This is a genomic window from Pseudomonas sp. P1.8, from assembly GCF_001269805.1.
Taxonomy (GTDB): Bacteria; Pseudomonadota; Gammaproteobacteria; order Pseudomonadales; family Pseudomonadaceae; genus Aquipseudomonas.
The window spans coordinates 406,451-423,455 of sequence record NZ_LHVM01000023.1 but is presented as its reverse complement, the minus strand read 5'-3'; the positions used below and the strand labels follow the sequence as shown (position 1 = coordinate 423,455).

Sequence of the window (17,005 nt, the reverse complement as noted above, 5' to 3'; positions counted from 1 at the left end):
ATCCGTAGGAGCTGCCGCAGGCTGCGATCTTTTGATTTTGCTTTTACGCGTCGTTTTCGTGGGTCAGTTCCAGCACGCGATCCACGAGCTTGTTGATCCCGGACGCCGCTTCACTGATCGATTGCGCCAGCATGTAAGCCGGAGTCGTCACCAGTTTGCGCGCCTTGTCCTCGACGATGTCGTTCACTGCGCATTCCTTGTGGGTCGCACCCATCTTGTTCAGCGCGGCGGCTGTGTCGGTGTCGTTGCCGATCGTACAGGTCACACCGGGGCCGTAGATTTTTGCGGCCAGGGCCGGAGAAATGCAGATCAGGCCGACCGGCTTGCCTGCCTCGGCAAAGGCTTCGGTCAGCGTCAGTACATCCGGTTGAACGCTGCAGCCGGTGCCTTCGATGGCGAAATTGGAAAGGTTCTTGGCCGAACCGAAACCGCCGGGAACGATCAGTGCGTCGAACTCTTCGGCGTTTGCCTCACGGATGTCCTTGACCTCGCCACGGGCAATGCGCGCCGACTCCACCAGTACATTGCGCGACTCGGGCATTTCTTGCCCGGTCAGGTGGTTGATCACATGCAATTGCGCGATATCGGGTGCGAAACACTGCACCTGCGCGCCACGCTGGTCCAGGCGCAACAAGGTAATCACACTTTCGTAAATCTCGGCGCCGTCGTATACGCCACAACCGGAAAGGATCACTGCAACTTTTTTGCTCATGGGCTTTTCTCCAGATTCATGGCGTTAAATGTCCACTAATTTGTCACTCGTTGCCATAGGGTTAATTCGCGGCTACACCTAGCATCTGTCCTCAAGATTCCGATCAGGGCGCGTCATGGACTTCATTCTGTATGCGGTGCCGTTTTTCTTTGTGCTGATTGCCGTCGAATTGCTGGCCGATCGTTGGCGCGGGGTCAGCAACTATCGGATGGCGGACGCGATCAACAGCATCAGCACCGGTGTGTTGTCGACCACCACGGGCCTTTTGACCAAGGGTGTGGGGTTGGTGACCTACGCCTTCGCTCTCAAGCATCTGGCGCTGTTCGAGCTGCCCGCCGACAGCGTCTGGGTCTGGGTATTGGCCTTCGTCTTTTATGACTTCTGCTACTACTGGCTGCACCGCATGGGGCACGAGCGCAATATCCTCTGGGCCGCCCATTCGGTGCATCACCAGAGCGAGGACTACAACCTGTCCACCGCCTTGCGCCAAACCAGCACCGGTTTTCTGTTGAGCTGGATTTTCTATCTGCCGATGGCGGTCGTTGGTGTGCCGTTGATTGTGTTCGTCAGTGTCGCAGCGCTCAATTTGCTGTACCAGTTCTGGGTGCACACGCGGCACATTCCCAAGCTCGGCTGGTTCGAGTGGTTTTTCGTCACGCCATCCAATCATCGGGCTCACCATGCACAGAACGCTCTCTACATGGATCGCAACTACGGCGGGGTGTTCATTATTTGGGACCGTCTATTCGGCTCGTTCCAGGAAGAAGACGACAACGAACCAGTGATTTTCGGCGTGACCACGCCCTTGGCGAGCTGGAATCCGGTGTGGGCGAATGTGCAGTTCTATGCGCAACTATGGGCAGACGCCCGGCGTGCCGAAAATACCTGGGACAAGCTGCGAATCTGGTTCATGCGCACCGGTTGGCGGCCGGCTGATGTGGCGGCCAAATATCCCATGAACAAGCCGGACCTGAGCCAGTTCCGCAAGTTCGAAGTGGCGCTGGACGGGCGTCAACAGGTCTACGTGCTGTTGCAGTTCTGCGCCTACATTGCGTTGGGCAGTTACCTGATGAATCTGGAGCCGCGCTTGCCGGCCGCCGCCCTCCTGTTGGGCTGGGGAGCGGTGGCGTTCGGCTTGTTTGTACTGGGCGTGGCCCTGGAGAATCGCCCGTGGGCGTTGAAGCTGGAGCTATTGCGACTGGCATCGAACCTGCCGCTGGTGTGGCTGGCGCCGATGGTGGGACTATGGCCAGCCAGTGCCGTGGGTTGGGTCGGCTTGCTCAGTTACAGCCTGTTGAGTGGAATCGGCCTCTACTGCTGTAGAAACCGCTTCACTCGGCTGGCGTCGTAGGGCCTTCGGTTTTGGCTCGTTCGGCTTTCAGGGCCTGTTCGTCGGCGTAGATCTTTTTGGCCAGGCGGGCATTCTTGAAGCGCCGACGCAGCCATAGCACCACGCCCAGGACCAGCAAGGCGCCGAGTACCCACAGTTCATACTTCTTCACGCTGCCGAGCATGCCTTCGAGCACCGCGCCAAAGTGATAGGCCGCTGCCGCGAGGGCAGTGGCCCAGATTGCCGCACCAATCCCGTTCAGCAACAGGTAACGTCCCGGCGGATAACCCGACAGACCGATGGCCACCGGCATGACGGTGCGCAATCCGTAAACGAAGCGGAAACTCAGGACCCAGATATCCGGGTGTCTGCGGATATGCTCCAGCGCCCGGTCACCCATCATTTGCCAACGAGGTTTGCGGGCCAGTAATTTGCGGCCATGCTTGCGTCCCAGGAAGTACCACAGCTGATCGCCGGCATAACTGCCGCAAAAAGCCACGACCACCACCAGGTTGATGTCCATGTATCCACGGAACGCGAGGAAGCCCGCGAGCACGAGAATGGTTTCGCCTTCGAAAAACGTGCCAAGGAACAGGGCAAAATAGCCGAAGTCATGCAGAAATTGTTGGAGCATTGTCTGGGTGCTGGCGAAATGAACGCGCAGCCTAACCCTTCGGGCACATTCAGGAAAGTGTCCAAATGTGTCTCGACGTGAACATTTCCTACAAGGACAATGGAATGCGGCTACCTGTCACAGGGTGCGCACAACTGTCATGTGTTCGTCATAATGGCCGCTTATAACTGTCACGCTCGCCCGTCTGCGCGGGCTCAGGAGTCTGCCGTGAGTTTTACCCCCGCCAACCGTCTGTTCCCCGCCACCCGCCTGCGCCGTAATCGTCGAGACGATTTTTCGCGTCGTCTGGTTCGTGAAAATGTCCTGAGCGTCGATGATCTGATCCTGCCGGTGTTTGTGCTCGATGGCGAAAACCGTCGTGAAGCGGTGGCTTCGATGCCGGGCGTGGAGCGCCTGACCATCGACCTGTTGCTCGAAGAAGCGGCCAAGTGGGTCGAACTGGGGATTCCGGCACTGGCGCTGTTCCCGGTGACCCCTGCGGAGCTCAAGTCGCTGGATGCCGCCGAAGCCTGGAACCCCGAAGGCATCGCGCAACGCGCCACCCGTGCCTTGCGCGCGCAGTTCCCTGAGCTGGGGGTGATTACCGACGTTGCACTCGACCCGTTCACCACCCACGGTCAGGACGGCATCCTCGACGAGGAGGGCTATGTGCAGAACGACATCACCGTCGACGCGCTGGTCAGGCAAGCGCTGTCCCACGCCGAAGCTGGCGCTCAGGTGGTGGCCCCGTCGGACATGATGGACGGCCGCATCCAGGCGATCCGTGAAGCGCTCGAAGTGGCCGGTCACGTCAACGTGCGGATCATGGCCTACTCGGCGAAGTACGCCAGTGCTTATTACGGCCCGTTCCGCGATGCGGTCGGTTCGGCGCTTAACCTGGGCAAGGCCAACAAGGCCTCCTATCAGATGGACCCGGCCAACAGCAACGAAGCCCTGCACGAAGTGGCGGCGGACTTGTCAGAAGGCGCAGACATGGTCATGGTCAAGCCAGGCATGCCGTATCTGGACATCCTGTGCCGGGTCAAAGAAGAATTCAAAGTGCCGACGTTTGTTTATCAAGTCAGCGGCGAATACGCCATGCACATGGCGGCAATACAGAATGGCTGGTTGAGCGAAGGGGTTATTCTAGAGTCCCTGACCGCTTTCAAACGTGCAGGGGCTGATGGCATCCTGACGTACTTTGCCGTTCGTGCTGCTCAATTGTTACGAGAGCAAAAATAGCCCTCCCAGGAACATTCGATGAATACCGAAGTACTCACTGAAGTTGCCGTAAAAGACGCTCAACCGGTGGTGGAGCAAATCGACGAGACCCCGCCGGAGCTGGAGCCTGCTCCGCCTGCCGTGGTCGTCGAGGCTGCTGTGGCAGCGCCGGCGATTGCGATTCCCGGTCTGGATGACAGCAGCCTGTACATCCACCGTGAGCTGTCGCAACTGCAGTTCAATATCCGCGTGCTGGAGCAGGCACTGGATGAGTCCTACCCGTTGCTGGAGCGGCTGAAGTTTTTGCTGATCTTCTCCAGTAACCTGGACGAGTTCTTCGAGATTCGCGTTGCCGGCCTGAAGAAGCAGATCACCTTTGCCCGTGAGCAGGCGGGCGCCGATGGCCTGCAACCGCATCAGGCGCTGGCGCGCATCAGCGAACTGGTGCACGGTCACGTTGATCGTCAGTACGCCATTCTCAATGACATTCTGTTGCCGGAGCTGGAGAAACATCAGGTCCGCTTCATCCGGCGCCGTAACTGGACGACCAAGCTCAAGACCTGGGTACGTCGCTACTTCCGTGACGAAATCGCGCCGATCATCACTCCGATCGGCCTCGACCCGACGCACCCGTTTCCGTTGCTGGTGAACAAGAGCCTCAACTTCATCGTCGAACTTGAAGGCATCGATGCCTTCGGCCGCGACTCTGGCCTGGCGATCATTCCTGCGCCTCGTCTGTTGCCGCGCATCATCAAGGTGCCGGAAGAAGTCGGCGGCGCTGGCGACAATTATGTCTTCCTGTCGTCGATGATTCACGCTCACGCCGATGACCTGTTCCAGGGCATGAAGGTGAAGGGCTGCTATCAGTTCCGCCTGACCCGCAACGCCGACCTGGCGCTGGACTCCGAAGATGTCGAAGACCTTGCCCGCGCCCTGCGTGGTGAGTTGTTCTCGCGTCGTTACGGTGATGCGGTGCGTCTGGAAGTGGCCGACACCTGCCCGAAACATCTGTCCGATTACCTGCTCAAGCAATTCAACTTGAGCGAGTCGGAGCTGTATCAAGTCAATGGTCCGGTGAACCTGACGCGTCTGTTCAGCATCACCGGCCTGGACAGTCAGCGCGAGCTGCAATATCTGCCCTTCACCCCACAGATCCCGAAGCTGCTGCAAAACAGCGAGAACATCTTCAGCGTGATCAGCAAGCAGGACATTCTGCTGCTGCACCCGTTCGAGTCGTTCACCCCGGTGGTCGACTTGCTGCGCCAGGCCGCCAAGGATCCGCACGTGCTGGCGGTGCGTCAGACCTTGTACCGGTCGGGCGCCAACTCGGAAATCGTCGATGCGCTGGTGGATGCAGCGCGCAACGGCAAGGAAGTCACTGCGGTGATCGAACTGCGTGCGCGCTTCGACGAAGAGTCCAACCTGCAACTGGCCAGCCGTCTGCAAGCGGCCGGTGCGGTGGTGATCTACGGTGTGGTCGGCTTCAAGACCCACGCCAAGATGATGCTCATCCTGCGCCGCGAGGCCGGTGAGATCGTGCGTTACGCGCACCTCGGCACCGGTAACTACCACGCCGGCAACGCCCGCCTGTATACCGACTACAGCCTGCTGACCTCTGACGATGCCTTGTGTGAAGACGTTGGCAAATTGTTCAGCCAGTTGATCGGCATGGGTAAAACCCTGCGCATGAAGAAGTTGCTGCACGCGCCGTTCACCCTGAAGAAGGGCATGCTCGACATGATTGCCCGCGAAACCCAGTTCGCCGTCGACGGCAAGCCGGCGCACATCATTGCCAAGTTCAACTCGCTGACCGATCCGAAGATCATCCGCGCGCTATACAAGGCCAGCCAGTCGGGCGTGCGCATCGATCTGGTGGTACGTGGCATGTGCTGCCTGCGACCGGGCATCGCCGGGGTGTCGCACAATATCCACGTGCGTTCGATCATCGGACGTTTCCTGGAACACACCCGGGTCTTCTACTTCCTAAATGGCGGCGACGAGCAAATGTTCCTCTCCAGCGCCGACTGGATGGAGCGCAACCTCGACAAGCGCGTCGAGACTTGCTTCCCGGTCGAAGGCAAGAAGCTGATCATGCGGGTCAAGAAAGAGCTGGAGTTGTATCTCACCGACAATACGCACAGCTGGAGCCTGCAGTCGGACGGTCGTTACATCCGTAACACGCCGACCGGCAACCAGAACCCGCGCAGCGCCCAGGCTACTTTGCTGGAGCGATTGGGCAGCCCGATCCTGACTGTGCGGTAACGCCGGCCGGGAGTAAAAAAATGGCGATCCCAAGGGATCGCCATTTTTGTTTTCACCGAATTCTGTAGGAGCTGGCTTGCCAGCGATGGCGTACGTTCAGTCACCGCATGGCGTGATAACGCATCGCCGGCAAGCCGGCTCCTACAGGGACGTCAGCGAACACTGAGGACGATATCGACCCGGGTCAGCCATTGCGCTTCAATTTCGAAGTCGGCCTGGGTCAACTGGTTTTCATCCAGCCAGTTTTCCGGGAATACCACTTCCAGGCTGTTGCCATTGGCGTTCAGTTCCACCTGAGGCATTTGCTGGGTGCCGCGGATGTGGTGGAACAGGATCGCAAAGCGCAGCAGTACGCACAGGCGGATCAGCTTGATGCCGTCAACTTCGATATCGGCAAACTTGTCCTTGGGAATGTTGCGGCGGTGGCCGCGCACCAACAGTGCGAGCATCAATTGATCTTCGCGGGAGAACCCGGCCAGATCCGAATGCTCGATCAGGTAAGCGCCGTGCTTGTGGTACTGATAGTGGGCGATGTCCAGGCCCACTTCATGGACCTTGGCAGCCCAGCCGAGCAGTTCGCGCCAGACGCCGTCTTCCAGATCCCAGTCTGCAGCCACCTGATCGAAGGCATGCAGAGCCTTGCGCTCGACGCGCACCGCCTGCTCCAGGTCGACGTGATAACGCTCCATCAGCGAGGTGAGGGTACGTTCGCGCACGTCTTCATGATGATGGCGGCCGAGCAGGTCATAGAGCACGCCTTCACGCAGGGCGCCTTCGCAGTGATCCATGCGTTGCAGTTCCAGAGCATCGAAGATGGCTTCGAGAATCGCCAGGCCTGCCGGGAAAATCGCCCGGCGGTCCGGTTTGATGCCTTCGAAGTCGATCTTCTCGACATCGCCGAGCTTGATCAGCTTGCGCTTGAGCCACGCCAGCCCTTCGGCGTTGACCTCGCCGGTGCCATGGCCGCCAGCCTTGAGGGCCAGGCCGATGGCGCGGATGGTGCCCGAGGAGCCAATGGCTTCATCCCAGGTCAGGCGGTGCAGGGCGTGTTCGATGCTCATGATTTCCAGCCGCGCTGCGGTGTACGCCTGGGCGTAGCGGGCTGGGGTGATCTTTCCGTCCTTGAAATAACGCTGGGTGAAGCTGACGCAACCCATCTGCAGGCTTTCGCGCAGCAGCGGTTCGAAGCGCTGGCCGATGATGAATTCAGTACTGCCGCCGCCAATGTCGGCCACCAGGCGCTTGCCCGGTGTGTCGGCGAGGGTGTGGGAGACGCCGAGGTAAATCAGGCGCGCCTCTTCACGGCCGGAAATGACTTCCACGGGGTGACCGAGGATTTCTTCGGCGCGATGGATAAATTCGGCACGGTTACGGGCTTCGCGCAGGGCGTTGGTGCCAACGATCCGCACGGCGCCTGTTGGCATACCGTTGATCAGTTGGGCAAAGCGCTTGAGACAGTCGAGCCCGCGCTGCATCGACTCTTCGCTGAGGCGGCGCTCTTCGTCGATGCCGGCCGCCAGCTGAACTTTCTCCCCGAGGCGCTCGAGAATGCGGATTTCACCGTTCTGGGCTTTGGCCACGACCATGTGAAAGCTGTTGGAGCCCAGGTCGATTGCGGCGATCAGGGACAGATTCTTGGCTTTGGATTGCGGCATGGTCAGGGGTCTCGGTCGATAACCTCGACATCGTGCCACGATCAACGGCTGACGCCAACGCGCATGGTTCAATGCCTTGATCCAGCGCACGGCTTGCGGACATGGGCTATACCCAAATTCATGAGCCACCATAGCGAGACTCAATCATCTGCACCTTCCTGAACGTAGGAAGGGCGGCTATGATGGGCCACGTTTTTTTGCTTACAACCTGGAGAATTCCATGAGCAGCGATCTTATCAAACACGTTAGCGACGCTAGCTTCGAGGCCGACGTACTCAAGGCCGAAGGCGCTGTACTGGTCGACTACTGGGCTGAGTGGTGTGGCCCTTGCAAAATGATCGCTCCGGTTCTGGACGAAATTGCCGAAACCTACAAAGGCAAGCTGACCGTTGCCAAACTGAACATCGACGAAAACCAGGAAACCCCGGCCAAGCACGGCGTGCGCGGTATCCCGACCCTGATGCTGTTCAAGAACGGCAACGTTGAAGCGACCAAGGTCGGCGCACTGTCGAAGTCGCAACTGGCCGCTTTCCTCGACGCCAACATCTAAGCGTCGTTGCAGCGTGTCAGAAAAAAGCCCCGCAAATAGCGGGGCTTTTTCGTTATAGAGGGCTAGACGCTCCGAAACTCAGGTGTTACATTCGGCCCCGCGCTGGTTTCTCCAGTGCCCCCTGCTAGCCGTCGCCGACGCACTCCTTTTCGAATAAGTACGCGATCCTGTCGCCTTCTCTGCGGCGCGGCCTCATTAAGCCAAAAGCTTAATTTCCCCCCTCCATAAATGATTACGTCATTCCTATATGAATCTGACTGAACTCAAGCAAAAGCCGATTACCGAACTGCTCGAATTGGCCGAACAGATGGGCATAGAAAATATGGCCCGTTCGCGCAAGCAGGACGTGATTTTCTCCCTGCTGAAAAAGCACGCGAAAAGCGGCGAGGAAATCTCCGGTGATGGCGTGCTGGAGATTCTCCAGGACGGCTTCGGCTTCCTGCGCTCCGCTGACGCTTCCTATCTCGCAGGTCCAGACGATATCTACGTCTCGCCGAGCCAGATCCGTCGTTTCAACTTGCGCACCGGTGACACCATCGTTGGCAAGATCCGCCCTCCGAAGGAAGGCGAGCGTTATTTCGCGTTGCTCAAGGTCGATACGATCAACTTCGACCGTCCGGAAAACGCGAAAAACAAGATTCTCTTCGAGAACCTGACCCCGCTGTTCCCGACCGTGCGCATGAAGATGGAAGCCGGTAACGGTTCCACCGAAGACTTGACCGGTCGTGTCATCGACCTGTGCGCCCCGATCGGTAAAGGCCAGCGCGGTCTGATCGTTGCACCGCCGAAAGCCGGCAAGACGATCATGCTGCAAAACATTGCCGCGAATATCGCGCGTAACAACCCTGAAGTTCACCTGATCGTGCTGCTGATCGACGAACGTCCGGAAGAAGTGACCGAAATGCAGCGCACCGTGCGCGGCGAAGTGGTTGCCTCGACGTTCGACGAGCCGCCAACCCGCCACGTGCAGGTTGCCGAAATGGTGATCGAGAAGGCCAAGCGCCTGGTCGAGCACAAAAAGGACGTGGTGATCCTGCTCGACTCCATCACCCGTCTGGCCCGTGCCTACAACACCGTGATCCCGAGCTCCGGCAAGGTACTGACCGGTGGTGTCGATGCCCACGCCCTGGAGAAACCGAAACGTTTCTTCGGCGCCGCGCGAAACATCGAAGAAGGCGGCTCGCTGACCATCATCGCCACCGCGCTGGTTGAAACCGGCTCGAAGATGGACGAAGTGATCTACGAGGAGTTCAAAGGTACCGGCAACATGGAGCTGCCTCTGGATCGCCGTATCGCTGAAAAACGCGTCTTCCCGGCCATCAACATCAACCGTTCCGGTACCCGCCGCGAAGAGTTGCTGACCGCCGACGACGAGTTGCAGCGCATGTGGATTCTGCGCAAGCTGCTGCACCCGATGGACGAAGTCGCTGCCATCGAGTTCCTGGTCGACAAGCTGAAAACGACCAAGACCAACGATGAGTTCTTCCTGTCGATGAAACGCAAGTAAGTCGAGCAGGCCAAAAAGCCGGGGAAACCCGGCTTTTTGCTATCTGTTTTTTGATCAACAGGCAGTTCGTGGTTCTGAACCGAAGGGTTCGGCGCTAAACTGCCTGCCCCGAACGCCACGGCCAACACGAGGCTCACGCATGCAGTATCGCGACTTGCGCGACTTTATCAGCGGGCTGGAACAGCGCGGCGAACTCAAGCGCATCCAGATCCCGGTGTCCCCAGTGCTCGAAATGACCGAGGTCTGCGACCGCACATTGCGCGCAAAAGGCCCGGCCCTGCTATTCGAAAAGCCAACCGGTTACGACATACCGGTGCTCGGCAATCTGTTCGGCACCCCCGAGCGTGTGGCGTTGGGCATGGGCGCCGAAGCGGTCAGCGAACTGCGCGAGATCGGCAAGTTGCTGGCGTTCCTCAAGGAACCCGAGCCGCCGAAGGGGCTGAAAGATGCCTGGTCCAAACTGCCGATTTTCCGCAAGATCATTTCGATGGCACCCAAGGTCGTCAAAGATGCGGTCTGCCAGGAAGTGGTCATCGAAGGCGACGACGTCGACCTCTCGACACTGCCAGTACAGACCTGCTGGCCGGGCGATGTTGCGCCGCTGATCACTTGGGGCCTGACCGTCACCAAAGGCCCGAACAAGGATCGCCAGAACCTCGGCATCTATCGTCAGCAAGTGATTGGCCGCAACAAGGTCATCATGCGCTGGCTGAGCCACCGCGGCGGCGCGCTGGACTACCGAGAGTGGTGCGAGAAGCATCCGGGCCAGCCGTTCCCCGTGGCCGTGGCGCTGGGCGCCGACCCTGCGACCATCCTTGGTGCAGTGACGCCTGTCCCCGACAGCCTTTCCGAGTACGCCTTCGCTGGCCTCTTGCGCGGTAATCGCACCGAACTGGTGAAGTGCCGGGGCAACGACCTGCAAGTGCCGGCCACCGCCGAGATCATCCTCGAAGGCGTGATCCATCCGGGCGAGATGGCCGATGAAGGCCCTTACGGCGACCACACCGGTTACTACAACGAAGTCGACAGCTTCCCGGTGTTCACCGTTGAGCGCATCACCCACCGGATCAAGCCGATCTACCACAGCACCTACACCGGCCGTCCGCCGGATGAGCCGGCGATCCTCGGCGTTGCGTTGAACGAAGTGTTCGTGCCGATCCTGCAGAAGCAGTTCCCGGAGATCACCGATTTCTATCTGCCGCCTGAGGGCTGTTCCTATCGCATGGCCATCGTGACCATGAAGAAGTCCTATCCCGGCCACGCCAAGCGGGTAATGCTCGGTGTCTGGTCGTTTTTGCGACAGTTCATGTACACCAAGTTCGTTATCGTCACCGACGACGATATCAACGCCCGGGACTGGAACGATGTGATCTGGGCCATCACTACGCGCATGGACCCCAAGCGCGACACGGTGATGATCGAAAACACGCCGATCGACTACCTGGACTTCGCTTCACCGGTGTCTGGCCTGGGTTCGAAAATGGGCCTCGATGCCACGCATAAATGGCCTGGTGAAACCACCCGCGAGTGGGGCCGGGTGATCGTCAAGGACGATGCCGTCACACAACGGATCGATGCCATCTGGAATCAGTTAGGAATAGATTGATGCGTGTAACCTTGCAGCCCTCCGGAGCAGTGCTTGAGATATTGCCCGGCGAGCGGATTCTCGATGGCGCACGACGCCTGGGCTATGAATGCCCGCAAAGCTGCCGCAACGGCAATTGCCACGTGTGCGCGGCGCTGTTGGTGGAAGGCCGGGTCGAACAGGCCGGCAATGTGCGGGACCATGGCGAGTTCTACACTTGCATAGCGGAGCCGCTGGAAGACTGCATCGTGCTGTGGGATGGCGTGCTCGCGCTGGGAGAACTGCCGGTGCGCAGCGTGTCGTGTCAGGTCCTTGAGTGCAAGGAAGTGGGTGGCGATACCTGGCGCGTGCGTCTGCGGGCTCCAGCCGGGAAACCGCCGCGTTACCATGCCGGGCAATACTTGATGATCGAACGGGAGAGTGGCGAGAAATCCGCTTTCTCCCTGGCCTCGGCACCGCACGGGGGGCGCGACCTCGAGATTCACGTCCTGGCGCGCGAAACCAGTGCGCTGAGTCTCATCGAGCAGCTCCAGCGCCGCCCCATGGTGCGGGTCGAGCTGCCATTCGGCGATACCCATCTCGCGGAACTGCCGGACGGCCCCTTGGTGCTGATCGCAGCAGGTACTGGCATGGGCCAGATCCACAGCCTGATCGAACATTGCCGGGCCTCTGGTTTCAAATACCCGGTGCACCTGTATTGGGGAGTGCGCCGCCCTGAAGATTTTTATCAGATCGAACATTGGGACGAATGGCTGAAGTTACCCAATCTGTTCCTGCACAAAGTCGTCAGCGACCAATGCGGATGGGGGGGGCGCTGCGGCATGCTGCATGAAGCGGTTTGCGAGGACTTCCCGAACCTGAAGCCTCTGCATGTGTACGCCAGCGGCTCTCCGGCGATGGTCTACGGCACACTGGACGCGCTGGTGGAGGCGGGCATGGACGCTCACCAAATGCGCGCCGACGTTTTTGCGTATGCGCCTCGATCTTGATCCTCGATCTTGATTACGCCCCTCCAAACTGTAGGAGCGAGCATGCTCGCGATGAACTCAAGAGCGCCGCGGGCAGCCAGACTCCCCGCGTAATCGTTAACGACCATCGCGAGCCTGCTCGCTCCTACAGGTTATAACTCTCTATATAGCTTATCGGTATTTATACAAATTTATAAATGTCGGTAGGTTATATGTCGTCCAGGCTATTAATTAAGAACTGTGCAATGGCATTTAAATTGCCTTAAAACTTATGTGCCTTATTGTTACAACGGTGCGTTCTATTAAGTAATTCCTTCACTCGCGGGGAGCTGAACGCTATTCGCCATGAGCGCCATTGAATCCGCTTTTTTGAATCTGGCTTACCCTCCGCGGCTCGATCTGGGGCCGCAGCTCACGCACGAACAATTGCTCGGCTCAATGCAATCGACCATGGCACGCCACAAGGGCGGGCCGGTGTGGCTGTTCGCGTATGGATCGCTGATCTGGCGGCCGGAATGCACGGCGGTCGAGCGGGTTCGCGGCCGGGTGCATGGGTACCATCGCGGGCTGTACCTGTGGTCCCACGAACATCGCGGCACCCCGGAAATGCCCGGCCTGGTGTTTGGCCTGGATCGCGGCGGCTCGTGCAGTGGTTTCGCCTATCGCTTGCCCGAAGAGCAACTGGAAGCCTCGCTGTATGCGCTTTGGCAGCGTGAGATGCCGTTCCCTTCCTATCGCCCGCACTGGCTCAACTGCCGTCTCGAAGACGGTAGTCAGGTTCAGGCCTTGGGATTTGTTCTGGAGCGGCATCTACCGAGCTATGCCGGCAACCTGCCGGATCATGTGCTGAGCCACGTGTTTGAAAACGCTTGCGGGCGTTACGGCACCACTCGTGATTATGTCGAGCAGACCGCGCACGCCCTGCGCAGCCACGCCATGCCAGACCGGAATCTGGAGGCGCGGCTCAAGCGTTGTAAGTCAAAAGCCGATCAAGCGAGTGCTTCGCGGCCCTGACTGGCGACTTGTTTGTGACGTAGCGTCGGGGCCAGGAAGGCCATCGCCAGCAGGCAGGCGCCGACCAGCAGCACGAAACCGCCATCCCAGCCGAAATGGTCCACGGTGTAGCCCATCGCTGCACTGGCCGCGACCGACCCCCCCAGATACCCGAACAGCCCCGTGAATCCTGCTGCCGTACCGGCCGCTTTCTTCGGTGCCAGTTCCAGTGCCTGCAGGCCGATCAGCATCACCGGGCCGTAGATCAGGAAGCCGATGGACAGCAGCGCGATCATGTCGACCATCGGGTTGCCGGCCGGATTGAGCCAGTAAACCAGCGTCGCAACTGTCACCAGTGCCATGAACACCATGCCGGTCAGGCCACGGTTGCCACGGAAGATCTTGTCCGACATCCAGCCGCACAGCAGCGTGCCCGGAATGCCTGCCCACTCGTAGAAGAAGTATGCCCACGAGGTTTTATCCACGGTGAAGCCCTTGGCTTCCTTGAGGTAGGTCGGCGCCCAGTCCAGCACGCCGTAGCGCAGCAGGTAAACGAAGACGTTGGCCAGGGCGATGTACCAGAGCATTTTGTTGCGCAGCACGTATTTGACGAAGATTTCCTTGTGTGAAGGGCGTTGTAAGAAGCGTTACCTGTTTTCGTTGAGGGACATTCGAGCTGCCTGAAAGAGGGCAGGCCTTTGGGAAAGGTCCTTCGCTCAAAACGGAAGTCATGGCGTTATGCGCAACGACCTTGGTCCGTAACCTTTTGTGCTGTTGCCAGGTCTGGCGTTGCAGGCGAAGGGAGTAGGGATATGCGGTGGTGGTTGTGTGGAGTGTTGTTGCTGACTTCTGTGGGTATCAGGGCTGGGGAGGTATTCCTGATTCCAGAGAACAATCCCAAGCCGATTTATCCGATGGCGCTGCATCGGGCGGGCATCACCGGCATGGTGCGTATCAGCATGGGACCCACTCGCTTTCACCGACGCAACTGCCGGAAGAGAAGCGTCTGGCGCTGATTGCCAAGCTCAACAAAAGCATCCCTACGATAGTCATGCGCTGTAATTCCTACCCGGCGAGTCGGTATGTACGGTTTTTGCCGGAGGAGATTCGGGTGTTGCTCTGAATCTCAAAAATAAGCGCGACTCAAGGCCGCGCTTATTGGCAGGCGGAGATTCAGCGAACCTGCACCACCACTTTCCCGACCGCCTTGCGCTGTCCAAGGTCATTGATCGCCTGCGCTGCATTGCTCAGCGGATACACCTGTGACACCAGCGGTTTCAACTTGCCTTCGGCAAACCAGCCAAACAACTGCTGGAAATTCGCCGCATTGTCCTGCGGCTGGCGTTGGGCAAATGAGCCCCAGAACACGCCGAGCACAGCGGCGCCCTTGAGCAGGGCCAGGTTGACCGGCAATTCGGGAATGCGTCCGCTGGCGAAGCCGACCACCAGCAGGCGGCCGTTCCAGGCGATGGCGCGGATGGCCTGATCGAACAGGTCGCCACCGACCGGGTCGTAGATCACGTCGGCGCCCTGGCCGTCGGTGAGGCGCTTGATTTCATCCTTGAGGCTGGTTTCGCTGTAGTTGATCAACTCATCGGCGCCAGCAGCCTTGGCCACGGCGAGTTTCTCTGCGCTGCTGGCGGCGGCGATGACGCGGGCGCCCATGGCTTTGCCGATTTCCACCGCTGCCAGGCCGACGCCGCCGGAAGCGCCGAGCACCAGCAGGGTTTCACCGGGTTGCAGGTTGGCGCGCTGCTTGAGGGCGTGCATCGAGGTGCCGTAGGTCATGCTGAACGCGGCGGCGGTGTTGAAGTCCATCGACGGCGGGATAGGCAGCACGTTGTAGCCTGGCACCGCGACCTGTTCGGCGAAACTACCCCAGCCGGTCAGGGCCATGACCCGGTCGCCGACTTTCAGGTGGCTGACCTTTTCGCCCACTTCGCTGACGATCCCGGCCGCTTCACCGCCCGGGGAAAACGGGAAGGGCGGTTTGAACTGGTACTTGCCCTCGATGATCAGCGTGTCGGGGAAATTAACCCCGGCGGCGTGCACCTCCAGCAGGACTTCGTTCTTCTTTGCGACAGGACTGGCGACTTCTTCCAGCACCAGCGATTCGGCGGGGCCGAAGGCTTTGCACAGCACGGCTTTCATCAGGGCTATTCCTTTGGGAGTGATGGCCGATAAGTGTAGGTGTGTGAGTCGACGGGTCAACGAGCATGCCCGGCCCTGATAGTCAGCCATAAGCTTGTGCTGGCGTGGCGGGTCGTTATGCTAGGCCGCAAACCGGATAAGGAGCGAATTGTGAAAGCGTGGATCATGTTGATGCTGGCCCTGTCTCTGCCTGTGGCAGCGGTGGCCGAAGAAGCCAAAGAAGAAACAGCGCCGAAGGTCAACTACATCACGTTGAGCCCGCCGTTCGTGGGTAACTACGGACTGGACGGTACGCCGAAGCTCAAGGTCTACAAGGCTGATGTGGCGTTGCGTGTGACCGGTGACGAGGCGACCAAAGCAGTGAAGGCCAATGAGCCGTTGATTCGTAACCAGCTGGTGGCGCTGTTTGCCCAACAGACCACCGAGACGATGAATAACGTTGAGGCCAAGGAAAAGCTGCGTCAGGAAGCGCTGAAACAGACCCAGCAGATCATGAATGATGAAACCGGCAAGCCGGTGGTTGAGGATTTGTTGTTCAACAACCTGATCATCCAGTAATGCTGGATCCGTAGGAGCCGGCTTGCTGGCGATAGCGCCCTCGAGACCGCCATCGCCAGCAAGCCGGCTCCTACGAAGGCATATCAGCGCAGTGCAATCACTGCCGCCCACTGATCTTCAGTCACTGGCATCACCGAAAGCCGCGAACCCTTCTGCACCAATGGCATCTCGGCCAACGCAGCCTGCTGCTTCAGATAGTCCAACTTCAGCACCCGAGCAAACGTTTCGACGTGTGCGACATCGATCGCACTCCAGGCGTTTTTCTCTGCTGTGGCCTTTGGGTCGTAGTAATGGCTTTCCGGATCCAGCGCCGTAGGGTCCGGATACGCGGCTTCGACAATCTTGCCGATCCCGGCAATACCTGGCTCGGGGCAGCTTGAGTGATAAAAGAAAAACTCGTCCCCCACCGTCATCGCCCGCAGGAAGTTGCGCGCCTGATAGTTGCGAACTCCGTCCCAGCGCGCTTTGCCGAGCTTTTCCAGCCCCTTTATCGAGAGTTCGTCGGGCTCGGATTTCATCAGCCAATAGGCCATGGTCTTGGCTCCTTGCGAGGTGAATGGGCAGGTTGTCAGGCGATTTTATGACAAACCGACAGTCGGTTGACGCCATCATTTGCGCAGCGGTTCACGTTGACGCAAAATGCCGGCCTTTAAAGCTTGACGCTGCTGCACGGCCTACAAACGGAAACCGCTGCTGTCATCGTGTTGATATGCCTTTGGGGGGCAATCGATGAAACGCAAACCGGATTTACTATGGATTTTGGTCATTTTGTTCGGCCTTGGCGTCGTGACCACTGGCTATGCCCAAAGCCTGTGGGCCAACAAGACCGATGCGCCGGTCGAACTCGCAGAGCTGCAACAACAGTCGACAGCCTTCAAGCGCTGATCCTGTCTTTTCGGC

The 17,005-nt window shown here is 59.1% G+C and carries 15 protein-coding genes and 1 pseudogene; 10 read left to right on the top strand and 6 right to left on the bottom strand.

The window, feature by feature from the left end:
- Positions 1–43 precede the first annotated feature (43 nt).
- Positions 44–712 carry an isoprenoid biosynthesis glyoxalase ElbB gene (gene elbB, locus AD668_RS26145; RefSeq protein WP_053163733.1) on the bottom strand — a complete coding sequence of 223 codons (669 nt, stop codon included), beginning with the start codon at positions 710–712 and terminating at the stop codon, positions 44–46.
- Between the two features lie 115 nt (positions 713–827).
- Here elbB and AD668_RS26140 point away from each other — a divergent pair, with 115 nt between their 5' ends.
- The gene (locus tag AD668_RS26140; RefSeq protein WP_053163731.1) at positions 828–2,063 is read left to right on the top strand and encodes a sterol desaturase family protein; all 1,236 of its coding nucleotides are present in this window, start codon (positions 828–830) and stop codon (positions 2,061–2,063) included.
- On the opposite strand, the gene AD668_RS26135 is transcribed toward AD668_RS26140, so the two are convergent.
- Positions 2,044–2,676 carry a DedA family protein gene (locus AD668_RS26135; protein WP_053163729.1) on the bottom strand — a complete coding sequence of 211 codons (633 nt, stop codon included), beginning with the start codon at positions 2,674–2,676 and terminating at the stop codon, positions 2,044–2,046. The genes AD668_RS26140 and AD668_RS26135 overlap by 20 nt on opposite strands.
- Before the next feature lie 207 nt (positions 2,677–2,883).
- Between AD668_RS26135 and hemB the strand changes: the two genes are divergently transcribed.
- Together hemB and ppk1 are read left to right on the top strand one after the other, a co-directional pair.
- On the top strand, positions 2,884–3,897 hold the full coding sequence (hemB, locus tag AD668_RS26130) for a porphobilinogen synthase (protein ID WP_053163727.1): 1,014 nt from the start codon (positions 2,884–2,886) through the stop codon (positions 3,895–3,897).
- A gap of 18 nt (positions 3,898–3,915) precedes the next feature.
- Complete coding sequence (gene ppk1, locus AD668_RS26125) at positions 3,916–6,138, top strand: polyphosphate kinase 1 (protein ID WP_053163725.1); 2,223 nt, start codon at positions 3,916–3,918, stop codon at positions 6,136–6,138.
- A gap of 152 nt (positions 6,139–6,290) precedes the next feature.
- On the opposite strand, the gene ppx is transcribed toward ppk1, so the two are convergent.
- Positions 6,291–7,793, bottom strand: a complete 1,503-nt coding sequence (gene ppx / locus AD668_RS26120; protein WP_053163833.1) for an exopolyphosphatase — start codon at positions 7,791–7,793, stop codon at positions 6,291–6,293.
- Positions 7,794–8,013: 220 nt separating this feature from the next.
- Here ppx and trxA point away from each other — a divergent pair, with 220 nt between their 5' ends.
- From trxA to AD668_RS26095, 5 genes are all read left to right on the top strand, one after another.
- Positions 8,014–8,343, top strand: a complete 330-nt coding sequence (trxA, locus tag AD668_RS26115) for a thioredoxin TrxA (protein ID WP_003206727.1) — start codon at positions 8,014–8,016, stop codon at positions 8,341–8,343.
- A gap of 247 nt (positions 8,344–8,590) precedes the next feature.
- Complete coding sequence (gene rho / locus AD668_RS26110) at positions 8,591–9,850, top strand: transcription termination factor Rho (protein WP_003206716.1); 1,260 nt, start codon at positions 8,591–8,593, stop codon at positions 9,848–9,850.
- Between the two features lie 139 nt (positions 9,851–9,989).
- Positions 9,990–11,456, top strand: coding sequence for a 4-hydroxy-3-polyprenylbenzoate decarboxylase (gene ubiD / locus AD668_RS26105; RefSeq protein ID WP_053163723.1), 1,467 nt, complete (start codon positions 9,990–9,992; stop codon positions 11,454–11,456).
- A complete protein-coding gene (locus AD668_RS26100; RefSeq protein WP_053163721.1) occupies positions 11,456–12,424 on the top strand; it encodes a CDP-6-deoxy-delta-3,4-glucoseen reductase in 969 nt (322 codons plus the stop codon). Before ubiD ends, AD668_RS26100 begins: the two co-directional genes overlap by 1 nt.
- Positions 12,425–12,748: 324 nt before the next feature.
- Positions 12,749–13,417 carry a gamma-glutamylcyclotransferase gene (locus AD668_RS26095; protein WP_053163718.1) on the top strand — a complete coding sequence of 223 codons (669 nt, stop codon included), beginning with the start codon at positions 12,749–12,751 and terminating at the stop codon, positions 13,415–13,417.
- On the opposite strand, the pseudogene AD668_RS26090 reads toward AD668_RS26095, so the two are convergent.
- Both AD668_RS26090 and AD668_RS26085 read right to left on the bottom strand, forming a co-directional pair.
- Positions 13,393–14,025, bottom strand: a pseudogene (locus AD668_RS26090) (MFS transporter); the annotation flags it as partial. The gene AD668_RS26095 and the pseudogene AD668_RS26090 sit on opposite strands and share 25 nt — an antisense overlap.
- A gap of 544 nt (positions 14,026–14,569) precedes the next feature.
- Positions 14,570–15,547 (bottom strand): NADPH:quinone oxidoreductase family protein, encoded by a 978-nt coding sequence (locus tag AD668_RS26085; RefSeq protein ID WP_053163717.1) that lies wholly within the window; start codon positions 15,545–15,547, stop codon positions 14,570–14,572.
- Positions 15,548–15,697: 150 nt separating this feature from the next.
- Here AD668_RS26085 and AD668_RS26080 point away from each other — a divergent pair, with 150 nt between their 5' ends.
- Positions 15,698–16,105 (top strand): flagellar basal body-associated protein FliL, encoded by a 408-nt coding sequence (locus AD668_RS26080; RefSeq protein WP_053163714.1) that lies wholly within the window; start codon positions 15,698–15,700, stop codon positions 16,103–16,105.
- Positions 16,106–16,188: 83 nt separating this feature from the next.
- Here the strand turns inward: AD668_RS26080 and AD668_RS26075 are convergent, their stop codons facing one another.
- On the bottom strand, positions 16,189–16,638 hold the full coding sequence (locus AD668_RS26075) for an EVE domain-containing protein (RefSeq protein ID WP_053163712.1): 450 nt from the start codon (positions 16,636–16,638) through the stop codon (positions 16,189–16,191).
- A gap of 196 nt (positions 16,639–16,834) precedes the next feature.
- On the opposite strand from AD668_RS26075, the gene AD668_RS29700 reads away from it, so the two are divergent.
- Complete coding sequence (locus AD668_RS29700) at positions 16,835–16,990, top strand: hypothetical protein (RefSeq protein ID WP_165798728.1); 156 nt, start codon at positions 16,835–16,837, stop codon at positions 16,988–16,990.
- The last annotated feature ends 15 nt before the right edge of the window (positions 16,991–17,005 follow it).

Bases quoted from the DNA above. Each gene is read 5' to 3' on its own strand.
- ppk1 (WP_053163725.1), top strand. From the start codon at position 3,916: ATGAATACCGAAGTACTCACTGAAGTTGCCGTAAAAGACGCTCAACCG.
- AD668_RS26085 (WP_053163717.1), bottom strand. From the start codon at position 15,547: ATGAAAGCCGTGCTGTGCAAAGCCTTCGGCCCCGCCGAATCGCTGGTG.
- AD668_RS29700 (WP_165798728.1), top strand. From the start codon at position 16,835: ATGAAACGCAAACCGGATTTACTATGGATTTTGGTCATTTTGTTCGGC.
- trxA (WP_003206727.1), top strand. From the start codon at position 8,014: ATGAGCAGCGATCTTATCAAACACGTTAGCGACGCTAGCTTCGAGGCC.
- elbB (WP_053163733.1), bottom strand. From the start codon at position 712: ATGAGCAAAAAAGTTGCAGTGATCCTTTCCGGTTGTGGCGTATACGAC.
- AD668_RS26100 (WP_053163721.1), top strand. From the start codon at position 11,456: ATGCGTGTAACCTTGCAGCCCTCCGGAGCAGTGCTTGAGATATTGCCC.
- AD668_RS26140 (WP_053163731.1), top strand. From the start codon at position 828: ATGGACTTCATTCTGTATGCGGTGCCGTTTTTCTTTGTGCTGATTGCC.
- ppx (WP_053163833.1), bottom strand. From the start codon at position 7,793: ATGCCGCAATCCAAAGCCAAGAATCTGTCCCTGATCGCCGCAATCGAC.
- AD668_RS26075 (WP_053163712.1), bottom strand. From the start codon at position 16,638: ATGGCCTATTGGCTGATGAAATCCGAGCCCGACGAACTCTCGATAAAG.
- ubiD (WP_053163723.1), top strand. From the start codon at position 9,990: ATGCAGTATCGCGACTTGCGCGACTTTATCAGCGGGCTGGAACAGCGC.
- rho (WP_003206716.1), top strand. From the start codon at position 8,591: ATGAATCTGACTGAACTCAAGCAAAAGCCGATTACCGAACTGCTCGAA.
- AD668_RS26095 (WP_053163718.1), top strand. From the start codon at position 12,749: ATGAGCGCCATTGAATCCGCTTTTTTGAATCTGGCTTACCCTCCGCGG.
- AD668_RS26135 (WP_053163729.1), bottom strand. From the start codon at position 2,676: ATGCTCCAACAATTTCTGCATGACTTCGGCTATTTTGCCCTGTTCCTT.